Source organism: Pseudomonas sp. RW407 (genome assembly GCF_003176655.1).
Lineage (GTDB): Bacteria > Pseudomonadota > Gammaproteobacteria > Pseudomonadales > Pseudomonadaceae > Pseudomonas > Pseudomonas delhiensis.
On sequence record NZ_QGSL01000088.1, the window covers coordinates 257,359 to 281,502 of the forward strand.

The 24,144-nt window shown below is 69.8% G+C and carries 23 protein-coding genes and 1 pseudogene; 11 read left to right on the plus strand and 13 right to left on the minus strand.

Annotated features, from left to right (window positions below; translation table 11 throughout):
- Window positions 1-142 precede the first annotated feature (142 nt).
- From codA to codB, 3 genes are read right to left on the minus strand one after another with little or no spacing between them, the layout of a single operon-like run.
- Window positions 143-1,384, minus strand: coding sequence for a cytosine deaminase (gene codA / locus DK254_RS07755; RefSeq protein WP_109933312.1), 1,242 nt, complete (start codon window positions 1,382-1,384; stop codon window positions 143-145).
- Window positions 1,381-2,610, minus strand: coding sequence for a PucR family transcriptional regulator (locus tag DK254_RS07760; RefSeq protein ID WP_109933313.1), 1,230 nt, complete (start codon window positions 2,608-2,610; stop codon window positions 1,381-1,383). The genes codA and DK254_RS07760 overlap by 4 nt, the downstream gene beginning before the upstream one ends.
- Window positions 2,607-3,866 carry a cytosine permease gene (gene codB, locus DK254_RS07765; protein WP_109933314.1) on the minus strand — a complete coding sequence of 420 codons (1,260 nt, stop codon included), beginning with the start codon at window positions 3,864-3,866 and terminating at the stop codon, window positions 2,607-2,609. The genes DK254_RS07760 and codB overlap by 4 nt, the downstream gene beginning before the upstream one ends.
- Before the next feature lie 312 nt (window positions 3,867-4,178).
- Between codB and DK254_RS07770 the strand changes: the two genes are divergently transcribed.
- The 6 genes from DK254_RS07770 to DK254_RS07795 all read left to right on the plus strand — a co-directional run bounded on the left by DK254_RS07770 (window position 4,179) and on the right by DK254_RS07795 (window position 7,928).
- The gene (locus DK254_RS07770) at window positions 4,179-4,643 is read left to right on the plus strand and encodes a multidrug transporter (RefSeq protein WP_109933315.1); all 465 of its coding nucleotides are present in this window, start codon (window positions 4,179-4,181) and stop codon (window positions 4,641-4,643) included.
- A gap of 75 nt (window positions 4,644-4,718) precedes the next feature.
- Complete coding sequence (locus DK254_RS07775) at window positions 4,719-5,549, plus strand: SDR family oxidoreductase (protein WP_109933316.1); 831 nt, start codon at window positions 4,719-4,721, stop codon at window positions 5,547-5,549.
- A 2-nt stretch (window positions 5,550-5,551) separates the two neighbouring features.
- A complete protein-coding gene (locus tag DK254_RS07780; protein ID WP_009616073.1) occupies window positions 5,552-5,929 on the plus strand; it encodes a hypothetical protein in 378 nt (125 codons plus the stop codon).
- Window positions 5,930-6,026: 97 nt separating this feature from the next.
- A complete protein-coding gene (locus DK254_RS07785; protein ID WP_109933317.1) occupies window positions 6,027-6,698 on the plus strand; it encodes a dual specificity protein phosphatase family protein in 672 nt (223 codons plus the stop codon).
- 63 nt (window positions 6,699-6,761) lie between these two features.
- Window positions 6,762-7,649, plus strand: coding sequence for a TIGR01459 family HAD-type hydrolase (locus tag DK254_RS07790; protein WP_109933318.1), 888 nt, complete (start codon window positions 6,762-6,764; stop codon window positions 7,647-7,649).
- Between the two features lie 30 nt (window positions 7,650-7,679).
- A complete protein-coding gene (locus DK254_RS07795) occupies window positions 7,680-7,928 on the plus strand; it encodes a hypothetical protein (RefSeq protein ID WP_089389595.1) in 249 nt (82 codons plus the stop codon).
- Between the two features lie 171 nt (window positions 7,929-8,099).
- Here the strand turns inward: DK254_RS07795 and DK254_RS07800 are convergent, their stop codons facing one another.
- The 6 genes and pseudogenes from DK254_RS07800 to DK254_RS07825 form a co-directional block, all read right to left on the minus strand.
- Window positions 8,100-9,059, minus strand: coding sequence for a FecR domain-containing protein (locus tag DK254_RS07800; RefSeq protein WP_109933319.1), 960 nt, complete (start codon window positions 9,057-9,059; stop codon window positions 8,100-8,102).
- Window positions 9,056-9,565, minus strand: a complete 510-nt coding sequence (locus tag DK254_RS07805) for a sigma-70 family RNA polymerase sigma factor (RefSeq protein ID WP_074984611.1) — start codon at window positions 9,563-9,565, stop codon at window positions 9,056-9,058. Before DK254_RS07805 ends, DK254_RS07800 begins: the two co-directional genes overlap by 4 nt.
- 281 nt (window positions 9,566-9,846) lie before the next feature.
- Complete coding sequence (locus DK254_RS07810) at window positions 9,847-10,980, minus strand: ABC transporter permease (protein ID WP_109933321.1); 1,134 nt, start codon at window positions 10,978-10,980, stop codon at window positions 9,847-9,849.
- Between the two features lie 9 nt (window positions 10,981-10,989).
- On the minus strand, window positions 10,990-12,162 hold the full coding sequence (locus DK254_RS07815; RefSeq protein WP_109933322.1) for an ABC transporter permease: 1,173 nt from the start codon (window positions 12,160-12,162) through the stop codon (window positions 10,990-10,992).
- The gene (locus tag DK254_RS07820; RefSeq protein WP_109933323.1) at window positions 12,144-13,115 is read right to left on the minus strand and encodes an HlyD family secretion protein; all 972 of its coding nucleotides are present in this window, start codon (window positions 13,113-13,115) and stop codon (window positions 12,144-12,146) included. Before DK254_RS07820 ends, DK254_RS07815 begins: the two co-directional genes overlap by 19 nt.
- A 28-nt stretch (window positions 13,116-13,143) precedes the next feature.
- Window positions 13,144-13,675, minus strand: a pseudogene (locus DK254_RS07825) (phosphate-starvation-inducible protein PsiE).
- A gap of 168 nt (window positions 13,676-13,843) precedes the next feature.
- On the opposite strand from DK254_RS07825, the gene DK254_RS07830 reads away from it, so the two are divergent.
- Together DK254_RS07830 and DK254_RS07835 are read left to right on the plus strand one after the other, a co-directional pair.
- Window positions 13,844-14,122, plus strand: a complete 279-nt coding sequence (locus tag DK254_RS07830) for a DUF3509 domain-containing protein (RefSeq protein ID WP_024128466.1) — start codon at window positions 13,844-13,846, stop codon at window positions 14,120-14,122.
- 240 nt (window positions 14,123-14,362) lie between these two features.
- Window positions 14,363-14,620, plus strand: a complete 258-nt coding sequence (locus DK254_RS07835) for a YebG family protein (RefSeq protein WP_009616064.1) — start codon at window positions 14,363-14,365, stop codon at window positions 14,618-14,620.
- A 373-nt stretch (window positions 14,621-14,993) separates the two neighbouring features.
- Here the strand turns inward: DK254_RS07835 and DK254_RS07840 are convergent, their stop codons facing one another.
- Window positions 14,994-16,022, minus strand: coding sequence for a Glu/Leu/Phe/Val dehydrogenase dimerization domain-containing protein (locus tag DK254_RS07840; RefSeq protein WP_089389836.1), 1,029 nt, complete (start codon window positions 16,020-16,022; stop codon window positions 14,994-14,996).
- 173 nt (window positions 16,023-16,195) lie between these two features.
- Here DK254_RS07840 and DK254_RS07845 point away from each other — a divergent pair, with 173 nt between their 5' ends.
- The 3 genes from DK254_RS07845 (at window position 16,196) to DK254_RS07855 (ending at window position 17,901) form a co-directional block, all read left to right on the plus strand.
- A complete protein-coding gene (locus DK254_RS07845; protein ID WP_109933325.1) occupies window positions 16,196-17,005 on the plus strand; it encodes a SirB1 family protein in 810 nt (269 codons plus the stop codon).
- Between the two features lie 64 nt (window positions 17,006-17,069).
- Complete coding sequence (locus tag DK254_RS07850; protein WP_109933326.1) at window positions 17,070-17,360, plus strand: hypothetical protein; 291 nt, start codon at window positions 17,070-17,072, stop codon at window positions 17,358-17,360.
- Between the two features lie 4 nt (window positions 17,361-17,364).
- Entirely contained in the window at window positions 17,365-17,901 is a 537-nt protein-coding gene (locus DK254_RS07855; RefSeq protein ID WP_109933327.1) for an AlpA family transcriptional regulator, read from the plus strand.
- A 176-nt stretch (window positions 17,902-18,077) separates the two neighbouring features.
- Here DK254_RS07855 and DK254_RS07860 read toward each other — a convergent pair whose 3' ends face one another.
- The 3 genes from DK254_RS07860 to DK254_RS07870 form a co-directional block, all read right to left on the minus strand.
- On the minus strand, window positions 18,078-20,597 hold the full coding sequence (locus DK254_RS07860) for a LuxR C-terminal-related transcriptional regulator (protein WP_109933328.1): 2,520 nt from the start codon (window positions 20,595-20,597) through the stop codon (window positions 18,078-18,080).
- A gap of 159 nt (window positions 20,598-20,756) precedes the next feature.
- The gene (locus DK254_RS07865) at window positions 20,757-22,127 is read right to left on the minus strand and encodes a DUF1329 domain-containing protein (protein WP_109933329.1); all 1,371 of its coding nucleotides are present in this window, start codon (window positions 22,125-22,127) and stop codon (window positions 20,757-20,759) included.
- 23 nt (window positions 22,128-22,150) lie between these two features.
- The gene (locus tag DK254_RS07870; protein ID WP_109933330.1) at window positions 22,151-23,908 is read right to left on the minus strand and encodes a DUF1302 domain-containing protein; all 1,758 of its coding nucleotides are present in this window, start codon (window positions 23,906-23,908) and stop codon (window positions 22,151-22,153) included.
- Window positions 23,909-24,144: the final 236 nt, after the last annotated feature.

Here is a 24,144-nt window from a genome sequence, read left to right on the forward strand (position 1 = left end):
CCTTGTCCGCGATAGCCGCAGGCCCCGGCGCGATTCGCGGATGAGATCCGCTCCTACGCCGCCCCACCCACGCCATTCCCCTGTAGGAGCGCGCCCTGCGCGCGAATCGCGGGCAGGGCCCGCTCCTACAGGTATCCCGGCATCAACTTTCGAGCAGCTCCACGCTCTCCGGCGCACGGCGCATCAGCACGCGGCCGTGGCGGATGGAGTACAGCGCCTTGGCCTGCTGGCGCACCGCCTCGTAGTCGCTGTCCACGCCCAGCACCAGCAGGTTGGCCGGGCGGCCGGCGGCGATGCCGTAGCGCTCGCCCAGGTTCAGCGCGCGGGCGCTGTTGTCGGTGACCAGGTCGAGGCTGCGCTGCAGGTCGTCGAAGCCCATCATGTGGCAGATGTGCAGGCCGGCATCGAGCACCCGCAGGATGTTGCCGTTGCCCAGCGGGTACCAGGGGTCCTTGATCGAATCCTGGCCGAAGCACACGTTCATGCCGGCGCGGTCGATCTCGGCCACGCGGGTCACGCCGCGGCGTTTAGGGAAGCTGTCGAAGCGGCCCTGCAGGTGGATGCTCTCGGTCGGGCAGGAGACGAAGCTGATGCCCGAGCGCTTGAGCAGGCGGAACAGCTTGGAGCAGTAGGCGTTGTCGTAGGAGCCCATGGCCGTGGTGTGGCTGGCGGTCACCCGCGCGCCCATGCCGCGCACCCGCGCTTCTTCGGCGAGCACTTCGAGGAAGCGTGAGTTGGGGTCGTCGGTCTCGTCGCAGTGCACGTCCACCAGGCAGCCGCTGCGCTCGGCCAGGTCCATGAGGAACCTGATCGAGCTGACGCCCTGCTCGCGGGTGTTCTCGAAGTGCGGGATGCCGCCGACCACGTCGGCGCCCAGGCGGATCGCCTCTTCCATCAGCTCGCGGCCGCCCTCGTAGGACTCGATGCCCTCCTGCGGGAAGGCGACGATCTGCAGGTCCACCAGGTGCTTGGCCTCTTCCTTCACCTCCAGCATGGCCTTGAGCGCGGCCAGGCTCGGGTCGGTGACGTCGACGTGGGTGCGCACGTGCTGGATGCCGTGGGCGGCGAGCATGCGGATGGTGGTGTGGGCGCGGGCCTTGGTGTCTTCGTGCGTGATGGTTTCCTTGCGCTGCGCCCAGCGCTCGATGCCCTCGAACAGGGTGCCGCTCATGTTCCATTCCGGCTCGCCGGCGGTGAGGGTGGCGTCGAGGTGGATGTGCGGCTCCACCAGGGGCGCGATCACCAGTTGCCCGGCGGCGTCGAGGTCCTCGCCGGCGGCGGCGACGCTGGCCGCCTGGGGCAGCACCTCGGCGATGGTCTCGCCCTCGCAGCGGATGGTGAACAGGCCTTCTTGCTTGCGCAGCTTGGCGTTGACGATCTTCATTGTCTTGGCTCCTCGGGCTGGGCGCTGGACATGCGGCGGATGAGCAGCGCCATGGATGCGTTCAGGCGGAACTGCGGGTCGTCGAGCGACTGGCCGCTCAACGACTCGATGCGTGCGATCCGCTGGTTCAGGGTGTTGCGGTGGATGCCCAGGCGCTGGGCGGCGCGCAGGGCGTTGCCGCCCTCCTGGAGCAGGGCGTCGAGGGTGTCGACCAGCAGTTGCGGCTGCTTGCGCCCCGGCGCCAGCAGGGCGCCGAGGGTGTCGTGGAGGAACTGCTCGATCACCGTGCGATCGGGAATGGCCCGCAGCAGGCGCAGCACGCCCAGCTCGCGGTAGTCGCAGAGGCCGCCCGGCGGACGCAGCCCCTCGGCCACCTCCAGCGCCTGGCGCGCCTGCAGCAGCGCGCGGGGGAAGTCGGCGCAGTCCGCGGCGGGCGCCGACAGGCCGAGGTAGGCGCGCAACGGCAGCTCCCGCGCCAGGGTCGCCGCCAGCCCTTGCAGGGCGTCGCGCCCGCAGGCCTGCTCGCAGTCGGCCAGCAGCAGCACGAACAGGTCGCCCTGGACGAGGGTCGGCAGCGCGTCCGGCAGGTTGCGCTGCCAGTCCTCCAGGCGGTCGAGCAACTGCTGGCGGTACAGCTGCAGGCGGCGCTCGGCCTCCTCCGGGGCATGCTCGCGGAACAGCCGGTCGATGCCGGCCAGGCGCAGCGCCACCAGGCGCCGTGGCGCGTCCAGCGGCAGCTGCAGGTGCTCCGCGCGGCGGCGGACGATGGCCAGGCTCGGGCAGTCGCCGCTGAGCAACTGGCCGAGGATGTCGCGCCGCGAGTGCTTCACCTGGGTCATCTGCACCAGGGCCGTGCCGATCAGGTGGGTGACGATCACCATCTTCAGCGCGTAGGGCTGCTCGATCAGCGGCAGGCCCTCGGCCTCGGCCAGTTCCACCAGCGCTTCGGGGATACGCTGGATAAATTCGTCGCCGGTGAGGATCACCAGCCCGGCGATGCCGCAGGCGACGCCCTCGCGGGCCAGGCGCTGCAGGTTGGCCTCGTCGCGCGGGTGGTTGATGCCGGTGACGAATACCAGCTCGCCCCCCATCACCCACTCGGCGATGCCTTCGTTCTCCACCACGTAGGACCAGCGCACGCTGCGCCGCAGGTTGCGCGCGCCGGCCCGCAGGCTCAGGCTCTCCAGCCCCGGCAGGCGGAGGATTTCCTCGACGCTCAGGCTCAAGCGCGCGGCTCCGCCACGCTGGCGCGGGCGCGGGCGATTTCGCCGAGCACGATGTAGCAGGCCGCCGAGGCGCCGATGCCCACCAGCGGGGCGATCCAGGGCGAGGCGTAGGCCAGCGCCGCGCCCACCGCGTAGGACACCAGGCCCGCGACGTTGAACGCCGGGATGTGCGGGCCGACCAGCGCCGGGTAGTTGCCGCGGTGGCGATGCCAGAAGTCGGCCATGATCACCCCGCCCAGCGGCGGGATGATCGAGCCCAGCAGCACCAGGAAGGGAATCAGCCACTCGTACATGCCGCCGATGGCCAGGACGATGCCCACGCCCGCTGCGAGCAGCGTCATGCTGCGCCGGCGCTCGCTGCGCACCAGGTGGCAGGCCGCGGCGGAGACGTTGTAGATGGTCGGGCCCTGGATGGTCCACAGGTTCAGGCAGAGCATGACCACCGCGGCGAACGACAGCCCCTGCAGGACCATGACTTCGACGATGTCGGCGTTCTGGTAGACGATGGCGCACCAGGCGCCGGCGACTATCATCAGGCCGTTGCCGACCAGGAAGCTGATGACGCTGGCGGCCACTGCGATGCGCCCGCTGCGCGCCATGCGCGTCCAGTTGGTGGCCTGGGTGGCGCCGCTGGCGAAGGTGCCGAAGACCATGGTCACCGCCGCCGAGAAGGTCATGCCGGTGCCCGGCTGCACCGCCAGCAGCCCGGCCCAGCCGCCGGCCTGGCGGGTGGCGATGACCATCGAGACCACCAGCAGCACGAACATCAGTGGCACCGACACCCGCGACAGCAGGTCCAGGCCCTTGAAGCCGATGATCGCGGTGATGCTGAAGCCCAGGCCGAACAGCACCATCAGCGGGACGGTCAGCCAGCCCGGCAGCGCCAGCATCTTCACCAGCACGATGGCCACGGTGGCGGTGCCCCAGGCATACCAGCCCAGCTCGGCGAAGCCCAGGAGGAAGTCCGACAGCTTGCTGCCGCGCTCGCCGAAACAGAAGCGCCCCATGAGCACGGTGTTCAGCCCGCTGCGCGAGGCGATCAGGCCCAGGGCGGCGGCGTAGACGGCCAGCAGCGTGTTGCCGACGACGGCGACCCAGAGCATGTCGACGAAGTCGAAGGCCATGCCGATCTTGCCGCCGGCGAACATGGTGCCGGTGAAGAAGGTGAAGCTGAACAGGACCATGGCGATGGGCAGCAGCCCTTTGCGCCCTTCCCTGGGCGTGGCGCTCAGGGGGAATTCACTGGGGGAACTCATGGATGTCTCCGCGAGGTGGTTGGATGTCTGTCGGCCTGGAGCAAGGAGCGGGCCGGAAAGGGCCGACGGGGAACGACGCGGAAACCTTTGAGCATGACGAACACCGAGTGATGTTCAGAATGCACACTTCCCAAGGGAAATATGCCGCCGCGCGCCTGCTCAAATGTGCATTATGCGGCTTTTCGAGGCAGAAGGCAGCGCCCGGCGCACCAAATCCGCGCAACCTTGACCCAGGTCGCTAGCGCGGCTCGAAGTCGTTCGAAGGCCGGCGGATTTGCTAGGCTGCTGCGCAAGTCCCCGCTGGAAGCGCCCATGTTCTTCGGCATTCTGCTCATCGTCACCTGGATCATCCTCCTGCTGCGCTACCCCGCCCGCGCCCTGCCGATCTCGGCCGCGGCCCTGGTCGGCCTGGGCCTGGTGGCGGCCCTGGCGATCTGGCAGGACAGCTGCGACCAGCGCCGCCTGGAGCGCCTGGAACTGCGCATCCGCTACGCGCCGACGCGGTGCCCGGCCGACCGCCCGCTGCGCGTCGACCTGAAGAACGGCAGCGACGCGCCGCTGCAGGAGCTGCGCTGGAAGGTCGCCGCCTACCGCCCCGGCGACACCACGGACCTGGCCGAGAACCTCTACGAGGCGCCGCGCTACCGCGGCCCCGGCGCGCTGCTCGGCGGTGACGCCTGGAGCGACTGCCTGCCGCTGCCGGCGCTGCGCCCGGGCTACCGCGCCAGCACCCTGGAGTTCCGCGCCGAGCGCATCGAGGGGCGCTTCGGCGATTGAGTTCACCCGCGCGGCGCAATCCGTTAGGGTAGGCGCCGAACACCCATGCCGCCGCGCACGCCAAGGAAAGCCGCCATGCCCCAACCCGTCGCCCTGATCACCGGTTGCTCCAGCGGCATCGGCCGCGCCCTGGCCGAGGCCTTCCAGGGCGCCGGCTACAGCGTCTGGGCCACGGCCCGGCGCGACGAGGACGTGGCCGCCCTGGGCCAGGCCGGTTTCCGCGGCGTGCAGCTGGACGTCGACGACGGCGCCGCCATCACCCGCCTGGCCGAGCAGCTGCGGCGCGAGGCTGGCGGCCTGGACGTGCTGGTCAACAACGCCGGCTACGGCGCCATGGGCCCGCTGCTGGACGGCGGCGCCGAAGCCCTGCGCCGGCAGTTCGAAACCAATGTCTTCGCCGTGGTCGAGTTGACCCGCGCCTGCTTCCCGCTGCTGCGCGAACGCCGTGGGCTGGTGGTGAACATCGGCAGCGTGTCCGGCGTGCTGGTCACCCCCTTCGCCGGTGCCTACTGCGCTTCCAAGGCCGCGCTGCACGCCATCAACGAAGCGCTGCGCCTGGAGCTGGCGCCCTTCGGCATCGAGGTGCTGGAGGTACAGCCTGGCGCCATCGCCTCCCGCTTCGGCGCCAACGCCAACCGCAACCTGGACGCCCTGGTGGCGGAAGGCTCGCCCTGGTGGCCTCTGCGCGAGTTCATCCGCGCCCGCGCCGGCGCCTCCCAGGACAAGCCCACCCCGGCCGCCGAACTGGCCCGCCAACTGCTCGCCGCCGTGCAGCGCCAGCCACGCCCGCGCCTGCTGCGCGTCGGCCACGGCAGCCGCGCCCTGCCGCTGCTGGCCCGCTGGCTGCCCACCGCCCTGCTGGACAAGGCCCTGAAGAAACGCTTCGGCCTGGACGGGAGCCTCTAGCCATGCCCATCCGCACCCGCTACTACGCCCTCGCCGGCATCCTCGTCGCCATGGTCCTCAACGTGCTGCTGCGCACCCTGCTGCGCTACGGCCTGGTGCCGGTGAACCTGCTGGTGGCGCTGGCCATCGGCGCCGGCATGGCCTTCTTCTTCGCCCGCCGCGTGGGCCGCCTGCCCAGCGTCGGCGAGCGCTGGCGCCTGCTCGGCTTCTACGCCGCCGGCCTGGCCCTGCTGTACCTGGCGCTGGTGGCCCTGGCCGCCTGGCGGAACCCGCCGAGCCACGCCGCACTGCTGCTGTACCTGGTGAACTACCTGGTCTACCCGCTGGCCGCCTGGTGGTTCTTCCGCCCGCCGGTGCAGGCGCGCTTCCTGCCCCGCTGATCGCCGCGGGGCGCCTTCACGTTTTTTTCACAATCTTTTCATCCGGGCTTTATCGCCCGCCGCCTACTGTCTGCGCTCCGCCAGCCAGGAGGCCGCCATGCGCCCCGCCCTGCCCTTCGCGGCCCTGCGCCGCTGCCTGCTCGCCCTCGCCCTCGTCGCCGGGGCGGCCCACGCCGACGAGCGCCCCACCGACTGGGCGCAGCCGGTGGACAAGTCGTTCAACCTCTACCGCATGTCGCCCACCCTCTACCGCAGCGCCCTGCCCGACGGCCAGGACCTGCCGCTGCTGCAGCAACTGGGCGTGCACACGGTGCTGAGCTTCATCAAGGACGACGACAAGGCCTGGACCGGCGCCGCACCGCTGCAGGTCCTGAGCTTCCCGACCCACGCCGACCGCGTCGACGACGCCGACGTGATCCGCGTGCTCAACCTGCTCCAGGCCGCCCAGCAACAGGGCCCGGTGCTGATGCACTGCAAGCACGGCAGCGACCGCACCGGCCTGTTCTCCGCCATGTACCGCACGGTGGTCCAGGGCTGGAGCAAGGAAGACGCGCTCAGGGAAATGCGCGAAGGCGGCTTCGGCAGCGCCGACGACATGGCCGACGCCGTCCACTACGTGCAGAACGCCGACGTCGACGCCATCCGCCAGGCCATGGCCGAGGGGCGCTGCAGCCCCAGCCCGTTCAGCCTGTGCCACCTGCGCGGGCTGGTGGAGGTGCCGGTGGCCCCGGCACCGGTGAGCGTCGCCCAGGCCCATCCGGCCAGCTGAAAGCATTCACCTGCCGGCCCGCGGTGCGCTAGGCTGGGGCTTTTCCCCCGCGACAGGCTTGCCATGACCTCCCCACGCTTCAGCGCCGTCACCCACACCCGCCTCATCGACCACGCCGGCCTGGATGCCTTCTGCGCCGGCTACGACGGCTTCATCCTCGACCTCTGGGGCGTGCTGATGGACGGCGCCGAGGTCTTCCCCGGCGCCCTCGCCTGGCTCCGCCGGCGCGCCGCCGAGAGCCGCCCGGTGTGGTTCCTCAGCAACGCCTCGCGCAGCGTCGCGGAAATGGCCGACACCCTGGCGCGCCTGGGCGTGCCGCGCGAGCTGTACACCGGCATCACCACCTCCGGCCAGTTGGCCATCGACGCCATCGAGCACGATGCAGGGCTGCAGGACGGCGGCATCTACATCGCCGGCGTGGGCGATGCCCTGGAAACCTGGCCGAAGCACATCCGCGAGCGCTTCGATGCGGATATCCACAAGGCCAGGGCGATCCTCGGCGTCGGCAGCTTCCCCCAGGACGAGCTGGAGGCGCGCTTCGAACCGCTGCGCCAGGCCCTGGAGCTGCCCTTCCTCTGCGCCAACCCGGACCGCGTGGTGGTCTCCGCCGGGCGCACGGTGTTCGGCGCCGGCCGCCTGGCCGAGGCCTTCGCCGAGGAAGGCGGCGAGGTGCGCTGGTTCGGCAAGCCGGACCCGGCGGCCTTCCGCATCGCCGAACGGCAGCTGCAGGCCCGCGGGGTGCAGAACATCCTGTTCGTCGGCGACTCCCTGGTGACCGACGTGCCCGGCGCCCTGGCCGCGCGCATCGACACCCTCTGGCTGGCCGCCACCGGCATCCACCGCCAGGCCCTGGGCCTGCCCTTCAACGGCGAACTGGATGCGGACAAGGTGCAGGCGCTGCTCGACGGCTACGCGGTCCGACCGCACTTCGCGGCGCCCGGGCTGGTCTGAAGCAGGGACGACAGCTGCGGGAAACCGCCCATGCACGAATTCCTCGACCTGCTGCAATGGCCGGCGATGCTGGTCACGGTACTGGCCGCCTGGCTGGTCGGCTCGCGCGAGCGCCGGCGGCGCAAGCTCGGCTTCTGGACCTTCCTGGCCAGCAACGCCCTGTGGATAGCCTGGGGCCTGCCGGCCAAGGCCTATGCCCTGGTGCTGCTGCAGCTGTGCCTGGCGGCGATGAACATCCGAGGCAGCTACAAGAACCGGCGCAAGACGAGCGATGCCTGAGGCAAACGGCGGATAACGCCGTAGGCGTTATGCGCCCTACGCAATGCCCAGCCACGGCGTAGGGCGTATGACCGTTCGCGGTTATACGCCGTTTGACCGTAATTCCAGGCGCGTTCCGGATCCGGCTACGGAGCACCGCCCTACCGGGCGCTGAAGCAATGGCATGGCGCGCTAGGCCGGCACCAGCGTCACCCAGTAGCGGGTGCGGTACAGCGCGCGGACCGGCAGGCTGCGCTGCAGGGCGGCGATGGCCTGCTCCGGCTGGTCCAGCGGGAACACCCCGGAAATCGCCAGGCCGGCCACCGCCGGGTCGCAGCGCAGCACGCCCGGCCGGTAGCGCGACAGTTCCGTGCACAGACGGCCGAGGGTCCATTGCCGGGCCACCAGGTAACCGTCGCTCCAGGCCAGGGCGTCGGCGTCCAGGTCATCGACGCCATACAGCCCCTGGCGGTCGAAGCGGGCCTGCTGGCCGGCCTGGACCACCCCGGCGACATGTCCGCCATCGCCCGGCGAGACGGCTACCGCGCCCTGCTGTACCGCCAGCAGCGCATCGTGGCTCTCCAGGCGCACGGCGAAGCGCGTGCCCAGGGCCTGCAGGCGGCCCTGGGCGGTGTCCACCCAGAAGCCGCGGCCGGCGGCGTCGTGGCCGGTCTGCACGAGGATTTCCCCGGCCAGCAGGCGGATGCGCCGGCTGTGGGCGTCGAAGGCCAGGTCGATGGCGCTGTCGGTGTTCAGCTGCAGCCAGCCGCCGTCGGGCAGCTCGATGCGCCGGCGCTCGCCGACGCCGGTGCGCGCCTGGGCCAGCCAGCGCGAGTCGCGCAGGCCGTAGGCGCCACTGCCGAGCACCGCGGCACAGCCGGCCAGCAGCATCAGGTTCTTCAGCGCACGGCGCCGCGTGGGATCGAAGGCGGCCTGGCGCAGGGCGCTGCTGGCGGCTTCCGGCGCCACGCCGGCCAGGCGCCCGTCGAAGAAGTCCAGGCGCTGCCAGGCCTGCTCGTGGCTCGGGTCGGCGGCGCGCCAGCGCTGGCAGGCGGCCTGTTCGTCGGCGCCGGCCAGCCCCGAGGCCAGGCGCACGCGCCAGCCGATGGCCTGCTCGACCACGCCGTGTTCCAGCGGCTGCGCCCGGCTCATGAATACAGCGCCTGGTAGCAGTGGGCGAAGGCCTGGGTCATGTACTGCTGCACCGAGCTGAGCGACACGCCCAGCTGCTCGGCGATCTGCGGGTAGGTCAGGCCGTCCAGCTGCGACAGCAGGAAGGCGCTGCGCACCTTGGGCTTGAGGCCGTCGAGCAGGCGGTCGATCTCCATCAGCGTCTCCAGCACCAGGGCGCGCGCCTCGGCCGAGGGCGCCTCGGCCTCCGGCTGCTGCGCCAGGCTGTCGAGCCAGGCGCGCTCCAGGCTCTGTCGGCGGAAGTGGTCCACCACCAGGCCGCGGGCCACGGTGGCGAGGAACGCGCGCGGTTCGCGCAGGCCCTTCAGCTCGCGGCGGCCGAGCAGGCGGACGAAGGTGTCCTGGGCCAGGTCGGCGGCCTGCTGGTGGCATTCCAGGCGGCGGTAGAGCCAGCCCAGCAGCCAGTGGTGGTGGCCGGCGTAGAGTTCGCCGACCTGGGAATGGGTGGAAGCGGACGGGGACGACACGGGAGCCCTCTGCGCCAGGTGGCGCGTTGCACCAGGGGTGCGCCTGTGAACACCCCTCAAATGCGAAGTCTTATCATTTGCGCAAAGATGCCATGAGTGCGTCATCCCGGCAAGGGGCGGCGATGGATGGAAAGGCATTCCCGAGCCGCGTCGACTCGCAGGATGGGTTGAGCGAAGCGATACCCATCACCATGGCCACGCACCGCGCCCTTGTAGGAGCGCGCCCTGCGCGCGAATCGCGGGCAGGGCCCGCTCCTACAGGTGCGGGAAAACGCCGGTGCTCACCAACCCTTGAGCTGGTCCCAGCGCCAGTTGCGGAACTGGTAGATCAGCGTACCCAGCAGGCCATAGGCGGCGGCCATGCCGAGCAGCACGAGGATGCGGTCGGCAACCGCCGAGAGCGGCAGGTTCATCTGGTTCATCTCCACCACCGCGCGGATCGCCCAGGTGGAGGGGATGCCGTTGGCCAGCCACTGCACCCAGGCCGGCATGGCCTGGGGCGGCCAGGTGAAGCCGGCCATGTAGAACAGCGGCAGGGTGATGAAGGTCATGGTCAGGTACACCGCCTCTTCCGAGGGCAGCAGCTCGGCGAGGAATTCGCTCAGGGCGATCACCGCCAGCAGGAAGGGCAGCACCAGGCCCATGAGCATGAAGAAGGAGGCGGTCTGGCGGTAGCCCATCAGCCACGGCCAGATCACGTAGAAGAGCATGCCCAGCACCGTCCAGATCATCAGTTGCGCGGCATAGCGGCCGAAGCGCGTGGACGGCGGCTGGCGCAGCGAGCGCGGGGTGCCGCCGCGCAGGTTGAGGTTCACCCGGGTGCAGGACAGCAGCAGGCTGTGCTGCAGGATCAGCGTCACCAGCCCCGGCAGGACGATGGCGGCGAAGCTGGTGCCGGGGTTGAACAGGTCGGTGAGCTGGCCCACCACCGGGCTCAGCAGCACCTCGGCCTGGCCCGCGGTGAAGCCGTTGCGCAGCAGCAGCGCGGCGTTGTAGCGCAGCGTCAGCTCGTTGTAGGTGGCGCTGATGTCCTGCTGGATCTGCCCGTTGGCCATGCGGTTGGTGGCGTCGCCGAAGATCGGCACGCTCACCGCCTCGCCGCGCAGCACGCGCTTCTCGAAATCCACCGGGAGGATGACGATGCCGAACAGCTTGCGCCAGGCCAGGTCGTGCTGCGCCGTGGGCAGCTCGCTGTAGCTGCGCACGGCGATCTTGGGCGCGGCGTCGAGCAGGCGGATCAGCTCGCGGGAGGCGTCGCTGTGGTCCATGTCGATCACCGCCACCGGCAGGTCGTCCATGGTGCGGTGGGCATAGGGCAAGGTGGTCAGCGCCACCGACAGCACGGTCAGCAGCCACAGCGGCTTGCCGAGCATGTTCTTCAGCGTCTGCCTGAGGACGTTCCAGAAGTTCTCCATGGCGCCTCCTCAGGCCGGGCTCAGGTCGAGGCGCCGGCGCAGGCGCAGCTTGGCGATCATGTAGGCCAGCAGCGGGTAGACCAGCAGCCGGCAGCAGGCGTACAGCCCGGACTCCGGCGGGGCCTGGCGCAGGAACTGGTCGAACAGGCCGTGCAGGGTGTGCGTCAGCGGCTCGGCCAGGCTGATGAAGCGGGCGATCTCGGGCATCGCCAGGTCCGGCAGCAGCACCCCGGAATAGGTCTGCGCCACGCCGATCAGCAGGCCGATCAGCGAGTAGGCGCTGAAGCGGTTGGCGGTGAAGATGAACAGCACCAGGCCGACGCTCTGCGCGGCCATCACGTAGCACACGGTGATCGCCAGCATCCACAGCGGGCTGCCGTTGATCTTCGCGCCGTTGAGCGTCACCAGCAGGAACAGCTCCAGTATCAGCAGCGCGCTGAACAGCAGGGTGTAGGGCGCCAGCTTGCCCAGCAGGCGCACGCCCAGGGCGCGGGCGCGCAGGATGTGCGGCGAGGAAGCGCGCAGTTCCGGCGCCTCGCGGGCCAGCACGTGGACGGTGGCGACGATCACGAACAGCTGCAGCAAGTGCACGATGGCGGCGAACTGCTGGTAGTAGATGTAGTTGCCGCTGGCGTTGAACAGGCTCTCGTAGGCCACGCTGACGCTCGCCAGCTTCGGCAACGGGGCACCCGCGCCCGCGGCCAGGTAGGGGCGCAGGTCCTGGTTGACGCCGCTGACCAGGCCGCTGAAATCCTGGGTGGAGTAGAAGCCGGCGGAATAGAACAGCGAGTTGTAGTAGAGCACCGCGCGCGGCTGGCGCCCGGCCAGGGCGTCGGCCTCGAAGTCGCGGGGGATGTACAGCAGCGCGTAGTCGTCGGCCGCGCGCAGGCGCCGCAGGCCTTCCTGCAGGCCGCCGCCGAGCACCTCGACCCGGGCGTGGGAACCGGCGTCCAGCTCGCGCACGACGCGCCGCGACAGGTGGCTGTGGTCGGCGTCGACCACGGCCACCGGCATGTCCAGCAGGGTGCCGGCCTGGTAGATGCCGCTGATCAGGGTGAACAGCAGCAGCGGCCACAGCCAGCCGAGCCAGTGGATGGTCCAGCTGCGTACGGCGATGCGCGTCTCGGTGTTGAACGCCTGGGCGAAACGCAGCAGGTTGCGCCTTATTGCTGCCATTGCCACAGCGCGCTCATTCCCGGGCGCAGGCCCTGCACCGCTTGCAGCGGGTACAGGCGGACCTCGAAGGTCTTCAGGTCGAAGTCGCCGGTGGCGCGGGTGGCGCGCTTGGTGGCGAAGTCGCCCAGCGGGGCGATGTAGCGCACCTCGGCCTCCACCTCGGCGTTCTCCAGCGCCGGGATGCGCAGCTTCACCCTGTCGCCCTTGCGCACCTTGGCGAGTATGTCCTCGCGCAGGTTGAACACCAGGTAGCTGTCGGACAGCCGCACCAGGGTCAGCAGCGGGCTGTAGGCGTTGATCAGCTCGCCCTCCTCCGCGGGGATCGGCCCGACCTCGCCATCCACCGGGGCGAGCACCGCCAGGTCGTCGGTCTGCGCCTGCAGCTCGGCGATCTGCGCGTCGGCGCGGCGCACCGCGGCCTGCAGCGCGCGGCGGCGCTCCTCGCGGTCGCCCTGGGTACCCTCGTCGAGGTTGGCCTGGGCCTCGGCCACGCGATTGCGCGCCACGTCGCGGCCGCGGCGGGTCAGGTCGAGCTGGGCCTGGGAAACGAAGCCGCGCCCTGCCAGCTCTTCGTTGCGCTGGAAATCCAGCTCGGCATTGCGCAACTCGGCCTGGGCCTGCAGCAGGCTGGCCTGGAGCGCGCGCAGGGTTTCCTCGCGGGTGCCGTGCAGGGACTCGTCGAGCTGCGCCTGCACCTGGCTGCGCGCGGCGCGCAGGGAGTCCAGTTGGGCCTGCAATTCGGGGCTGCTGAGGCTGATGAGCAACTGGCCCTTCTGCACGTCGTCGCCACGCCGCACGTGCAGGTGCTCGACGCGGCCCTTGGCCTTGGAGGCGACTATGACCTCGATGGCATCCGCCTCGCCCTGCAGCAGCAGGGGCTGGGTGTGCAGACGCAGGTACAGGGTGATGGAGATGATTACCAGGAGCAGCAGGGGTGCGAACAGCTTCCAGCCCTTCATCGTGCGGGTCTTCCCTCGGCGGCGCGAATTATTCCGATGTTAGTGCATCGCGGCCGCCAAGGGGGCCATTGCCGTTCGAACCGCCCTCAGCGCTCGTCGTCCTGCAGCAGCGCCTGCTCGCCCCTGCCCGAGGGCGCCGAGGGGAAGCGCGAGGAGGCGTAGCGCACCACCAGGATGGCCAGGGCCAGCAGCAACAGGGCCACCGATACCAGGATGATGCCGTCGTCGGGCACGTGGTTGTGCTGGATGTCGGCGATCATCAGGCGCGTCAGCGCGGTCATCGCCACGTAGATCAGGAAGCGCACCGGCATGTGGTTGGTCTTGAAGTAGATGCCGACCATGGCGCCCAGTTCGAGGTAGATGAACAGCAGCAGGATGTCGTCGATGCTCGCGTGGCCCTTCTCGAACATCTCGACGAAGGCCACCGCGGCCGACCAGAACACGGTGCCGCCGATGGCGAACAGCGCCAGGTAGTGGAACCCCTCCACCAGCAGGTTGCCCAGCGACTCGGCCGTGCCGTGCATGTGCTGGCGTATACGTTCGGCCCATTGCAGTTTCATCCGTCGACTCCTGGTTCGCTGAAGCGATTGTTGGCTTGGTACGTGCAAGACACACGCCATTGACCTCCGGCAGCAATAGCCTGCCGAGGCTGCGGCAATATGAATGCGAACTTTGCTGACGCCTTCCAGTCCATGAAGGGTCACGCCACCACGCAGGCAGGATCGAAGATGGAAAGCCCGTTCCAGGTACTCACCGATGCATTCCAGGCCCAGTTCCGGGTCAATTTCAGCCTCGAACGGCCGGACGGCAGCATCGTCCTGACGCTTTCTACCGAGGCTGGCGTGGCGGCCAAGCGGCTCATCCGCAATGCCCAGCTGCAGGACGCGGAACAGCTGCAACGCCTGATCCAGAGCATCCGCTTCGGTATCGCCATCGAGCAGGGCGACAGCGCCCCGCGCCTGCTGGCGGACATGACCGCCGGCCGCGCCCTGCGCATCGCCTCCTGAAGCCTGCCCCTGCGTGCCCGGCCAGCATGCCGGGCGCCGACGCCCCGCGCCATCCTCCCACCCCGCGCCAACTTGTCGCATGCCCTGCCATGGCCCCGCGTGCCCCGAAGCGGTTCGCCGGCCATACTGGCCTTCTGCAATTCCCCTCTTCCCAGGAGCCGGGCGATTGCCTTATGCTTGACTGTATAAATAAACAGTACTTGTTCCCCCCAGACAGCAAGAAGGCATACGAGGTGATGAATGGCCGTCGAAGTGGTGTACCGCAGCAGCCGCGATCCGGAGCGCCTGTTCATGGATAAGGCAGAAGCCGACCGGCACGACAAGATGCTCGAACTGGCGGAGAACCTCGCCGCCGTCCTGCACAAGGCGGTGCCCTCGCTGAACGAGGAGCAGGTGGAGGAAGTGGGCATCTTCATGGCCCGCCACCGCGACACCTTCGCCCGCGCCTTCAAGAACCAGCCCGACGCCCTCGGAGAACTGTTCGCGGAAGGGGAATGAGCACCGGGGTGCTCTGCGGGACAGGTCCCGCACTTCCCGGCTACCTGTAGGAGCGGGCCCTGCCCGCGATATCGCGCGCAGGGCCCGTTCCTACAGAGGAATGGCGCCTTCCGGCAGCTATGGTGTTTCGGGGTGACTCCGCACCCTCTCCCCAGCCCTCTCCCTGAAGGGAGAGGGGGCTTGTCCGTGCCGAGAGGAGGAATGGTTTCAACCGGACACCAACGGCGCTGCCGGCTGACTCAGTAATATCCAAACGCTCCGAACGGTCCCCTCTCCCTTCAGGGAGAGGGTTAGGGAGAGGGAAAGGCGCTTCCCTCATGCAGCGGCATCCCAGGGAACTCCATTCGCGACCCAATGCCCCCGTTGCAGCCTGTCATCCCCCATGCCCATAGAGAATCCGCTCTGCAAGCATGTCGGCCACCCGCGCCGGCGAGCGGTGGTCGGCCTGGGCGTGGGCGAACACCTCGGTGAGGCGGTTGCCGATCTGCGCCAGGTGCGCGGTGATCGCCGGCAGTTCCTGGCCCTGGTGCTGCAGGGCGACGTAGATCAGCCCGCCGGAATTGATCACGTAGTCCGGCGCGTAGAGGATGCCGCGGGCCTCCAGCTCGTCGGCCACGTCCGGGTGCGCCAGCTGGTTGTTCGCCGCGCCGGCCACCACCGCGCAACGCAGCTGCGCCACCACCGGCGAGCTGAGCACCCCGCCCAGGCCGCAGGGCGCGAGTATGTCGCAGGGCGTGGTCAGCAGCGCCTCGTTGGCGATGGGCTGGGCGCCGAACTGTTCCACGGCCAGTTGCACCTTGCCCGGGTCCAGGTCGCTGACCAGCAGCTCGGCGCCGGCCGCGTGCAGGTGCTCGCACAGCGCGAAGCCCACGTGGCCCAGCCCCTGCACGGCGATGCGCAGGTCCTCCAGGTCGTCGCTGCCCAGGCGCGCCTGGGCACTGGCGCGGATGCCGGCGAACACGCCCAGCGCGGTGTGCGGCGAAGGGTCGCCGCCGCGGGTGGTGCTGGTGACGTGCTCAGTGTGCTGGGCGATGCAGTCCATGTCGGCACTGGAGGTGCCGCTGTCCACCGCGGTGACGTAGGCCCCGCCGAGGGACTCGATGAAGCGGCCGAAGGCTTCGAACAGCGCGCCGCGGTTGTCCACGTGGGGCGCGCGCAGGATCACCGCCTTGCCGCCGCCCTGGCGCAGGCCGGCCAGGGCCGCCTTGTAGCTCATGCCCTGGGCCAGGCGCGCGGCGTCGCGCAGGGCGGCCTCGTCGTTGGGATAGGGCAGGTAGCGGCAGCCACCCAGGGCCGGCCCCAGGCGGGTGCTGTGGATGGCGATGACGGCCCGCAGCCCGGTGGCCGGGTCGTAGGCGAGGTGCAGTTTCTCTAGCCGGGTGGCTTCCATCATGTCGAACATGGCGGCGCTCCCTTGCTGGCGCGTGGAAGCCGGCCGGCGGCTCCTGCCGCGGCCGGCTCCCTCAGTATAGGCAGAGGCGCCGCGGGCCAGCGGCGCCGCCGACGACCAGCCGCGGCGGCGCTGGACGGCGCCCCGGCGCTGCGGGTAAAACGCAGTATCAGCCGGAGAACGCCATGGACCCGCGCCAAGCCTGCCTCGCCTGCCTTGCCCAGGAGCCACCAGCGCTGTTCGAGGCGGCCCTGTGGATAGCCGCCGAGCACGAGCCGCACCTGCCGCCCGCGCAGTCCCTGCGCGTGCTCGACGGGCTGGAGCGGCAACTGCAGGCGACGCTGCCGGTGGCCACCAGCGACACCGAGCAGGCCCAGCTGCTGTTGCGCCGGCTGAGCGAGCTGGGCTTCGCCGAGGATGACAACGTGCCCCTGCTGGCCCGCGCCGCCCTGCTGCCCCAGGTCCTGCAGCGGCGCCGCGGGCAGCCGCTGTCGCTGGCGCTGGTCGCCCTGGAGCTGGCACGCCGCCTGGGCATCGCCCTGCAGGGGGTGAACTTCCCCGCGCGCTTCCTGCTGCGCGTGCCCGGCGCCGACCACCTGCTCGACCCCACCACCGGCCGCCGCCTCTACCCCCGCGACTGCCGCGACCTGCTGGCCCGCCACCTGGGCCCGAACGTGGAGCTGAGCGCCGCCTTCCTGCGCAGCGCCGAGCCGCGCGAGATGCTCCAGCGCCTGTCGCGCAACCTGCGCCAGCTGCACCAGACCGCCGGCGAACACCTGGCCGCCCTGAAGGACGCCCAGCGCGTGCTGGAACTGGGCGCGGCCAACGCCGCCGACCACCTGGCCCGCGCCGACCTCTACCACCAGCTGGAATGCCCCCAGGCCGAGCGCTACGACCTGGAGCGCGCCCTGCTGCTGAGCGACGACCCGGCCGTGCAACTGCGCCTGGGCCAGCGCATCGAGGCGATCGCGGTGCAGAAGAAGGCGTTGCACTGAAGCGAACGATCGCATAGGTTGTCAGTTGACAACCTATCGACGCTTTCCTAGGCTGGAGAAGCCCATGCCTCGCAAGAAGCATCCCGACAAGGACGTGGAAAAGGCGCTGCAATATGCGGAAAGCGCGGGCTGGACGGTCATCGAGGGCGGTGGCCACGCGTGGGGCAAGCTGCGCTGCCCCTTCAACGCCAATGATTGCCGCTGCGGCATCCATTGCACGACCAGCATCTGGAGCACACCCAAGAACCCCGGCAACCATGCCAGGCAGGTCCGCCGAGTGGTGGACAACTGCACTGGCGGAATGACGGAAACGGCGAAAGCGGCCGAATCGGCAACGGATTCTTCCGAGACCTGAAGCGATGGAATTCGAATTCACCCTCAAGTTCAAGATCGACGCACAGACCGACGCGCAGTTCGATGAGATCGTCGAGCGCCTGGGCGCCGAAGGCTGCACCGACGCGCTCGTCGGCACGGGCATCCCGGGCCTGCTCGGCCTGGACTTCATCCGCGAAGCCAGCAGCGCCGAAGTCGCCATCGTCTCCGCCATCAAGGACGTGCAGCGGGCCGCCCCGGGCGCATCGCTGGTGGAAGTGTCCCCCGACTACGTGGGCCTGAGCGACGTCGCCAGCAAGCTCAGCGTTTCCCGGCAGTACATGCTCAAGCTCAGGAACAAGTACCAGGGCGCCTTCCCGGCCCCGGCCCATGGCGGCTCGACGCTCATCTGGCACCTGGCCGACATCCTCAAGTTCCTTTCCAGCAGCAGCATCATGCGCATCGCGCCAGAGGAAATCGAACTGGCGAGCGTGGCCGAGGCCATCAATGCCGCGGTGCTCGCCAACAAGGTGTTCGGCAGACAGGCGCTGAACCACGGCCTGCCGGGCTCGCTGGAACTGTAGGGCGAATAACTGTTCGCGGTAATCCGCCGATACGCCGCGGCCACAGCCACTGCCCAGTTCAACCCGGAGCCGCCGAGGATCACAGTCAAACGGCGGATAACGCCGTAGGCGTTATTCGCCCTACGCCAGGCCCACCCGTGACGTAGGGCGAATAACCGTTCGCGGTTATCCGCCCTTCACGCCTTCAGCAGCCCCAGCTCCTTGGCCCGGGCCACGGCCTGGGTGCGGCGTTCGACGCCGAGCTTGCCGTTGATGCGCCGGGCGTGGGTCTTCACGGTGTGCAGGGAGATGAACAGCCGCTCGCCGATCTCCAGGTTCGAGCAGCCGCGGGCGATGAGTTCCAGCACCGACAGTTCGCGCAGGCTGAGCAGCGGCGCGGAGCGCTCGCCGGCCTGTTCGGCGAAGCGTTCCGGCAGGTGCCGGCGGGCGTCGTCCAGTATCGTTTCCAGCCCGTGGTGGCGGGCCAGGTGCAGGCCCTCCTGCCAGCAGGCCCGCGCCTGCTCGTCGGCGCCGGCGGCGGCGTGGGCCAGCGCCAGCCCCAGGAGGATCTCGCAGACCAGCGCCATGCGCCCCTGCCGGCGCATGTCCGCCAGCATCGCACCGAGCCGCTCCAGCGCCCGCTGCACCTGGCCGTCCTGGGCATCGACCAGGGCCAGCTGGCACTCCACCCGCAGCAGCAGGTCCGCCGCCGAGGCCGGTGCGCTGCGGCCATCCTCGCGGTAGCGGCCCAGCACCCGGCTGAAGATTTCCCGCGCCTGGGCGGTGCGCCCCTGGCGCAGGCTCAGGGTGCCGCTGGCCAGCAGCAGCGGGCCGCGGTAGACCGCCTCGGGCACGTGCTGCAGCTGCATCTGCCGCTCGGCTTCGAGCAGGCGGTTGAAGGCGCTGTCGAACAGCCCCTGGCGCGCATCCAGCATCGCCAGGCCGATGTAGCCGTAGATGACGCAGGAGTCGAGGCTGCGGCGGGCGCCGCGCAGGCCCTCCTGCAGCAGTTGGCGCGCCTCGGCCGGGCGCGCCTGGTGGTAGCACAGCCAGCCCAGGCGCAATTGCGCGCGGCTGGCCACCGGGCAACCGGCCTGGCGTTGCTCGGCCAGGGTGTCGAGCACGCGGCGCAGCAGGGTCTCGGCGCGCAGCAGCTCGCCGCGCTGGGCCAGCAGGTAGGCGTGGTCGATCTCCAGGTAGGCCTCGAAGATGGCGCTGCCCTGGGCGCGGGCCAGCTTGAGGGCGTCGCGGTTGAGCAGGCGCGCCGCGTCCAGGTGGCCGTCGATCAGCGCCACCTGGCCGAGGCCGGACAGGCAGAGCAGGCGCTGCGACCAGGCCTCGTCCGGCAGGTCGTCCAGGGCCGCCTGCAGCAGCGGCGCGGCCTCGCGCTGGCCACGGGCGTGGGCGAGCATGCCGGCCAGGCCCAGCCACTGCGCCACCAGGGTGCGCTGGCGGGCCGCGCTGGGCATCGGCAGGAAGCGGGCGAAGCGTTCCAGCAGCGTCTCCACCTCGTCCAGGCGCCCGGCGAAGAGCAGCGCCCAGGTGTTGAGGATCAGCAGGCGCGGCGTGCTCGACAGCAGTTCTTCCGGCAGTTCCTCGCGCAGGCGCAGCACCCGGGCGACGTTGTGCCCCTGCAGCAGCTGGTCTTCGGTCAGGCGCTGCAGCAGGCTGGCGGCGACGTCGGGCTGGTCGGCGCGCAGCGCATGCTCGAAGGCGGCGTGGAGGTCGCCCTGCTGGCTGTACCACTGGCAGGCCCGACGGTGCAGGCCGCAGGGCGAGCCGTGGCCCATGTCGGCGAGTTCGCCGGCCAGCAGCGGCGGCAGGCGGTACCAGGCGCCGGCGCCCTCCTCCCGATGCAGGCCGACACCGCGCTCCAGCAGGGCGTCGAGGATGCCGGGCTGTTCCTCGAAGAGGTATTCGGCCAGGGAGGTGCAGCAGCGGGTGAGCCGTGCCAGGTCGCAAAGCACCTCCGCCTGCGGCGTGGGCAGGGCGTCGAGGATTTCCCGCTGCAGGTATTCGCGCAGCAGCGGGCGGCCGGCCTCGGCCAGTTGCCCGGACGAGGGCGTGCCCGCCTCGGCCGGCCAGCCGAGCAGGCGCAGGCGTACCCCGGCGCACCAGCCATCGGTCTGTTCCAGCAGCGCCAGGCGCAGTTCCTCCGGCCAGTCGCGGCCGTTGCGCAGCAGGAAGGCCTCCAGCTCGGCGGCATCGAAGCCCAGTTCCGCCTCGCCCAGTTCCAGCAGTTCGCCCTCCAGCAGCAGGCGCGCCAGGTTGCACGCCGGGCGCCGCCGGCTGGCCAGCCACCAGGACACCCAGGGCGAGGCCTGGGCCAGCAGCCGGTCGAGGCAGGCGTCCAGGGCGGCATCGGGTTCGCGGGGGTAGTCGTCGAGCATGATCCACAGCGGCTCGCGGCAGTCGCGCAGGCGGCCCAGCACCTCGGCCTCGCCGGCCGCGCCCAGGCCCAGGGCCTCGCCCAGGCGCCGGCACAGGGCCGCGGCGTCGAGCGGCTCGCCGCCCAGCGCCAGCCAGGCGACGCGGGTGCCCGCCGGCGCGGCGCGGGCGCACTCGCCCAGCAGCACGGTCTTGCCATGCCCCAGGGGGGCGAGCAGCAGGCGCAGGCGATGTTCCTCGTGCAGCAGGGCCTGGCGCAGGCGTGCGCGCGGCAGGTGCTGCGGTGGCAGACGGGGTAGCGAGGCGAGCGGGGTGGCAGCGTCGATCATGGGCAGGGGTCCGACCGATCCTGACGTTCGAGACTAGTCAGCGGGCCGCCCCCAGGGAAGGGCTATCAGCCGGATGTATGTAGCGACATATCATCCTTTGGCATTACAGAAGGATACATGGCCGGCGGCAGCCCTCGCCGCCGCCGGCCATGGCCCGGCTCAGCGCACGCCTTCGTTGCGCAGCGCCGCCGGGGTGTAGTCGGCCATGCTGGCCTTGATGCCGAAGCGGTAGCCGTTCTTCTCCTCGTTGAACAGGCCCAGGGCCAGGTAGCGGCCGGCGATCACGTCGTAGATCACCTCCGGCACGTAGCCACCGGCCTGGTGCGCGTAGTTGAACATCTGGTGGCCTTCGGAGACGCGCCACAGCTGGCCACGGCCGTCGTAGTGGTCGACCTCGGCGATCTGCCAGCTGTCCTCGTCGATGTACATGTGGCGCTTGGCGTAGATGTGCCGCTCGCCCGGCTTCACGGTGCCCACCACTTCCCACACGCGGTGCAGTTCGTAGCGGGTCAGGTCCTGGTTGAGGTGGCCGGCCTTGACGATGTCGTCGTACTTGTAGGTGGGCAGGCCCAGCTTGTAGCTGTTGTAGGGGATGTACAGCTCCTTCTTGCCCACCAGTTTCCAGTCGTAACGGTCCGGGGCGCCGGAGAACATGTCGAAGTTGTCCGAGGTGCGCAGGCCGTCGGCGGCGGTGCCGGGGCCGTCGTAGGCCACCTGCGGGGCGCGCCGCACGCGGCGTTGGCCGGCGTTGTAGATCCACGCCAGGCGCGGCTCCTTGACCTGGTCGAGGGTCTCGTGGACCAGCAGCACGTTACCGGCCAGGCGTGCCGGCGCCGTTACCGACTGCTTGAAGTACAGGAGGATGTTACTGACCTTGGCGAGGTCGACGTCACCCATGTTCTGCGGGAAGGCCACGGTCTCCTCGAAGCGGATCGGCGTGTAGCTGCCGTTGGTCTGCGGGGTGACCTGGACCACGGTGCGCGCCAGGTTGCCGCCGCGGTAGCGGGTGATGTGGTTCCACAACACCTCGACGCCGTTCTTCGGCAGCGGGAAGGCGTAGTAGCGGCTCTTGTCGAAGTTGGCCAGGCCGTTGCCGTCGTTGATCGGCTGCACGTTGACCGCGCTGGTCTTCACCGCCTGGTAGATTTCCGCCGGCTGCGAGAAGGTGCGGTGGGTCTTGTACACCGGGATGCGGTAGGTGTCCGGGTAGCGCTTGAACAGCGCCACCTGGCCATCGGTGAGCTTGTCCTTGTACTGGTCGACGTTCTGCGCGGTGATGGTGAACAGCGGCTTCTCGCCGGCGAAGGGGTCGCTGAGGAAGCCGCGGGCGTCCTCGCTGCCGGCGCTCTTGTCGATGCCGCCGGTCCAGGCCGGGATGCTGCCGTCGGCATTGCCTTCCTTCTGCGCGCCCATGGGCGTGAGGCTGGTGCCGAGCTTGGCCGCCTCGTCCGCCGACACCGCCGCCATCACGGCACCGGAAAGCAGGCTCAGGGCCAGGGCGCCGCATTGCAGGATTCGTATCTTGTTCATCTTTCCTGTCCTTGACTGGCCGATCAGAAGTTCACGCCGAAGCTGACGGCGATGAAGTCGCGATCGTTGATCGGGTTGTAATCGCCACCGAAGAAATCGGTATAGCTGATGCTGGCGGTATAGGTGTTCTGGTAGTCCGCATCCAGGCCGACGCTGACCGCCTTGGCGCCCTCGCTGAAGTTCGGCCCGTAGCCGTGCACGTCGTGGGACCAGGCCAGGTTCGGCTTGAGGTTGATGCCGGCGATCACGTTGGGGTAGTCGAGGATGCCGCGCAGGCGGTAGCCCCAGCTGCTGGTGGTGTAGAAGCCCTTGTTGTTGCACTCGCCGGGGTTGGCGGTGTTCAGCAGGCCCTGGCACAGGGAGTTGTTGGGCAACTCGCCGATCCCCCAGATGGAGTCGCGGCCGAAGCGTAACTCGCTGTCGTCGATGCCGCTGATGTGGTTGTAGCCCACCTCGCCCACCAGGGTCAGGCGGTCGGCCGCCAGCACCTGGTCGAAGAACTGCGTCACGGTCACCTGTGCCTGGGTCACCGGCTTGCGCACGTAGCCGTGGATCACCTCGCCGGCGCTGGGCGTGGCGAAGCCGCTGGAGTAGATGGGGTTGCCGAACAGCGTGGTCGGGTAGAGCGCGGCCACGGTCAGGTCGGTGCTGTTGAGCTGCAGCGGCATGTTCGGCCGGTAGCTGACCTCGCCGGCCACCGAGGTGCCGCCGATGTTGGTCTGGAAGCTCAGGCCGTAGAGGCGGATGTCTTCCGGGTACTCGATCAGGTACTGCGCGCTGGCCGCGCCGGTGACCGGGTCGGCGGTGGCCAGGCCCTGGCCGGCGACGGTGCTGAAGACCGGGTTGCGGCTGTGGTAGTTCATCACGTACGCGCCGAACTCGGTGTCGTTCAGCTCCGCCGCGTACCAGCGCAGGGCCAGGCCCCACTGGCCGCCGTCGCTCGGCGTGTTGTCGCCGGTGCGCGCCAGGTAGCGGTAGCCGCTGGCCGGGTCGGGGTCGAAGTCGCTGCCGGCGAAGGCCAGCTTGTTGCAGCCGTTGGCGGCGACGTCGGTGGTGGAGAAGAAGGTGCCGCAGTTGTCCACCACCGTCTTCTCCCACTTCAGCTGGTAGAAGCCCTCGGCGGTGAGGCTGTCGGTCAGGCCCTGGGACATGTAGAACATGCTCACCGGGATCAGGCCTTCCTTGATCTCCGCGCCGGGTCGGCGGAAGGCGGCGACGTCGACCGGGTTGATGCTGTTGATGGAGTTCTGGATGAAGGTGCTCTCGCCCCAGCTCACCACCTGCTTGCCCAGGCGCACGGTGCCGGGTAGGTCGCCGATGCTGTACTTGTGGTAGATGAAGGCGTCGAGCAGCTCGGCGCCGGAGGAACGCGCGCCCATGCTGCGGCCTTCGTCGCTGATGTCGTAGAGCTCGCGGTGCTCGTCCTTCAGCTCGAAGTCGTACCAGTACTTGCCCCGGACGAAGACGCCGGTGTCGCCGTACTTCAGCTCCAGGTCATGGATGCCCTTGAAGATCTTCGAGAAGGTCTCGCCCTTCTTGAAGTTGAGGCGGCCGTCGTCGGACGTCTGCGACGAGGCGCGGCCACCGTTGCGGGCGCCGACGTATTCCGAGTCGGCGTCGCGCAGCCCCCAGCTGGCCCCCACGGACAGCGTCGAATCGAGCTGTCCCTCGATTTCCCCGATGTTGAACGAGACGGCCCCGGCCTGGGTGGCGCAACCCAGGGCTACAGCGGCGGCCAGCAGTTTCGGTTGGAACGATACGCGCCTTGTTTTTGTTGTCATTCGGCACTCCTGACGGTGTCTAGGCGGCTACACGCTACTCAGCCGGGTGCCGCGCGACCAAGCGCACCAAGGAGGTATTTGCACGTTCAGCCGAAAGAGTGAATCCCCCCTCTGCGACGGCCCCGGGCGGCCACCATTGACGCCAGGCATGGCCCGTCATGCGGCAGCTGGATGACGTCACCCCCTCCCCCCTACCCGAGCGCGCCGCTCTGCGGCATCCTGTGCGCCATGCAAGC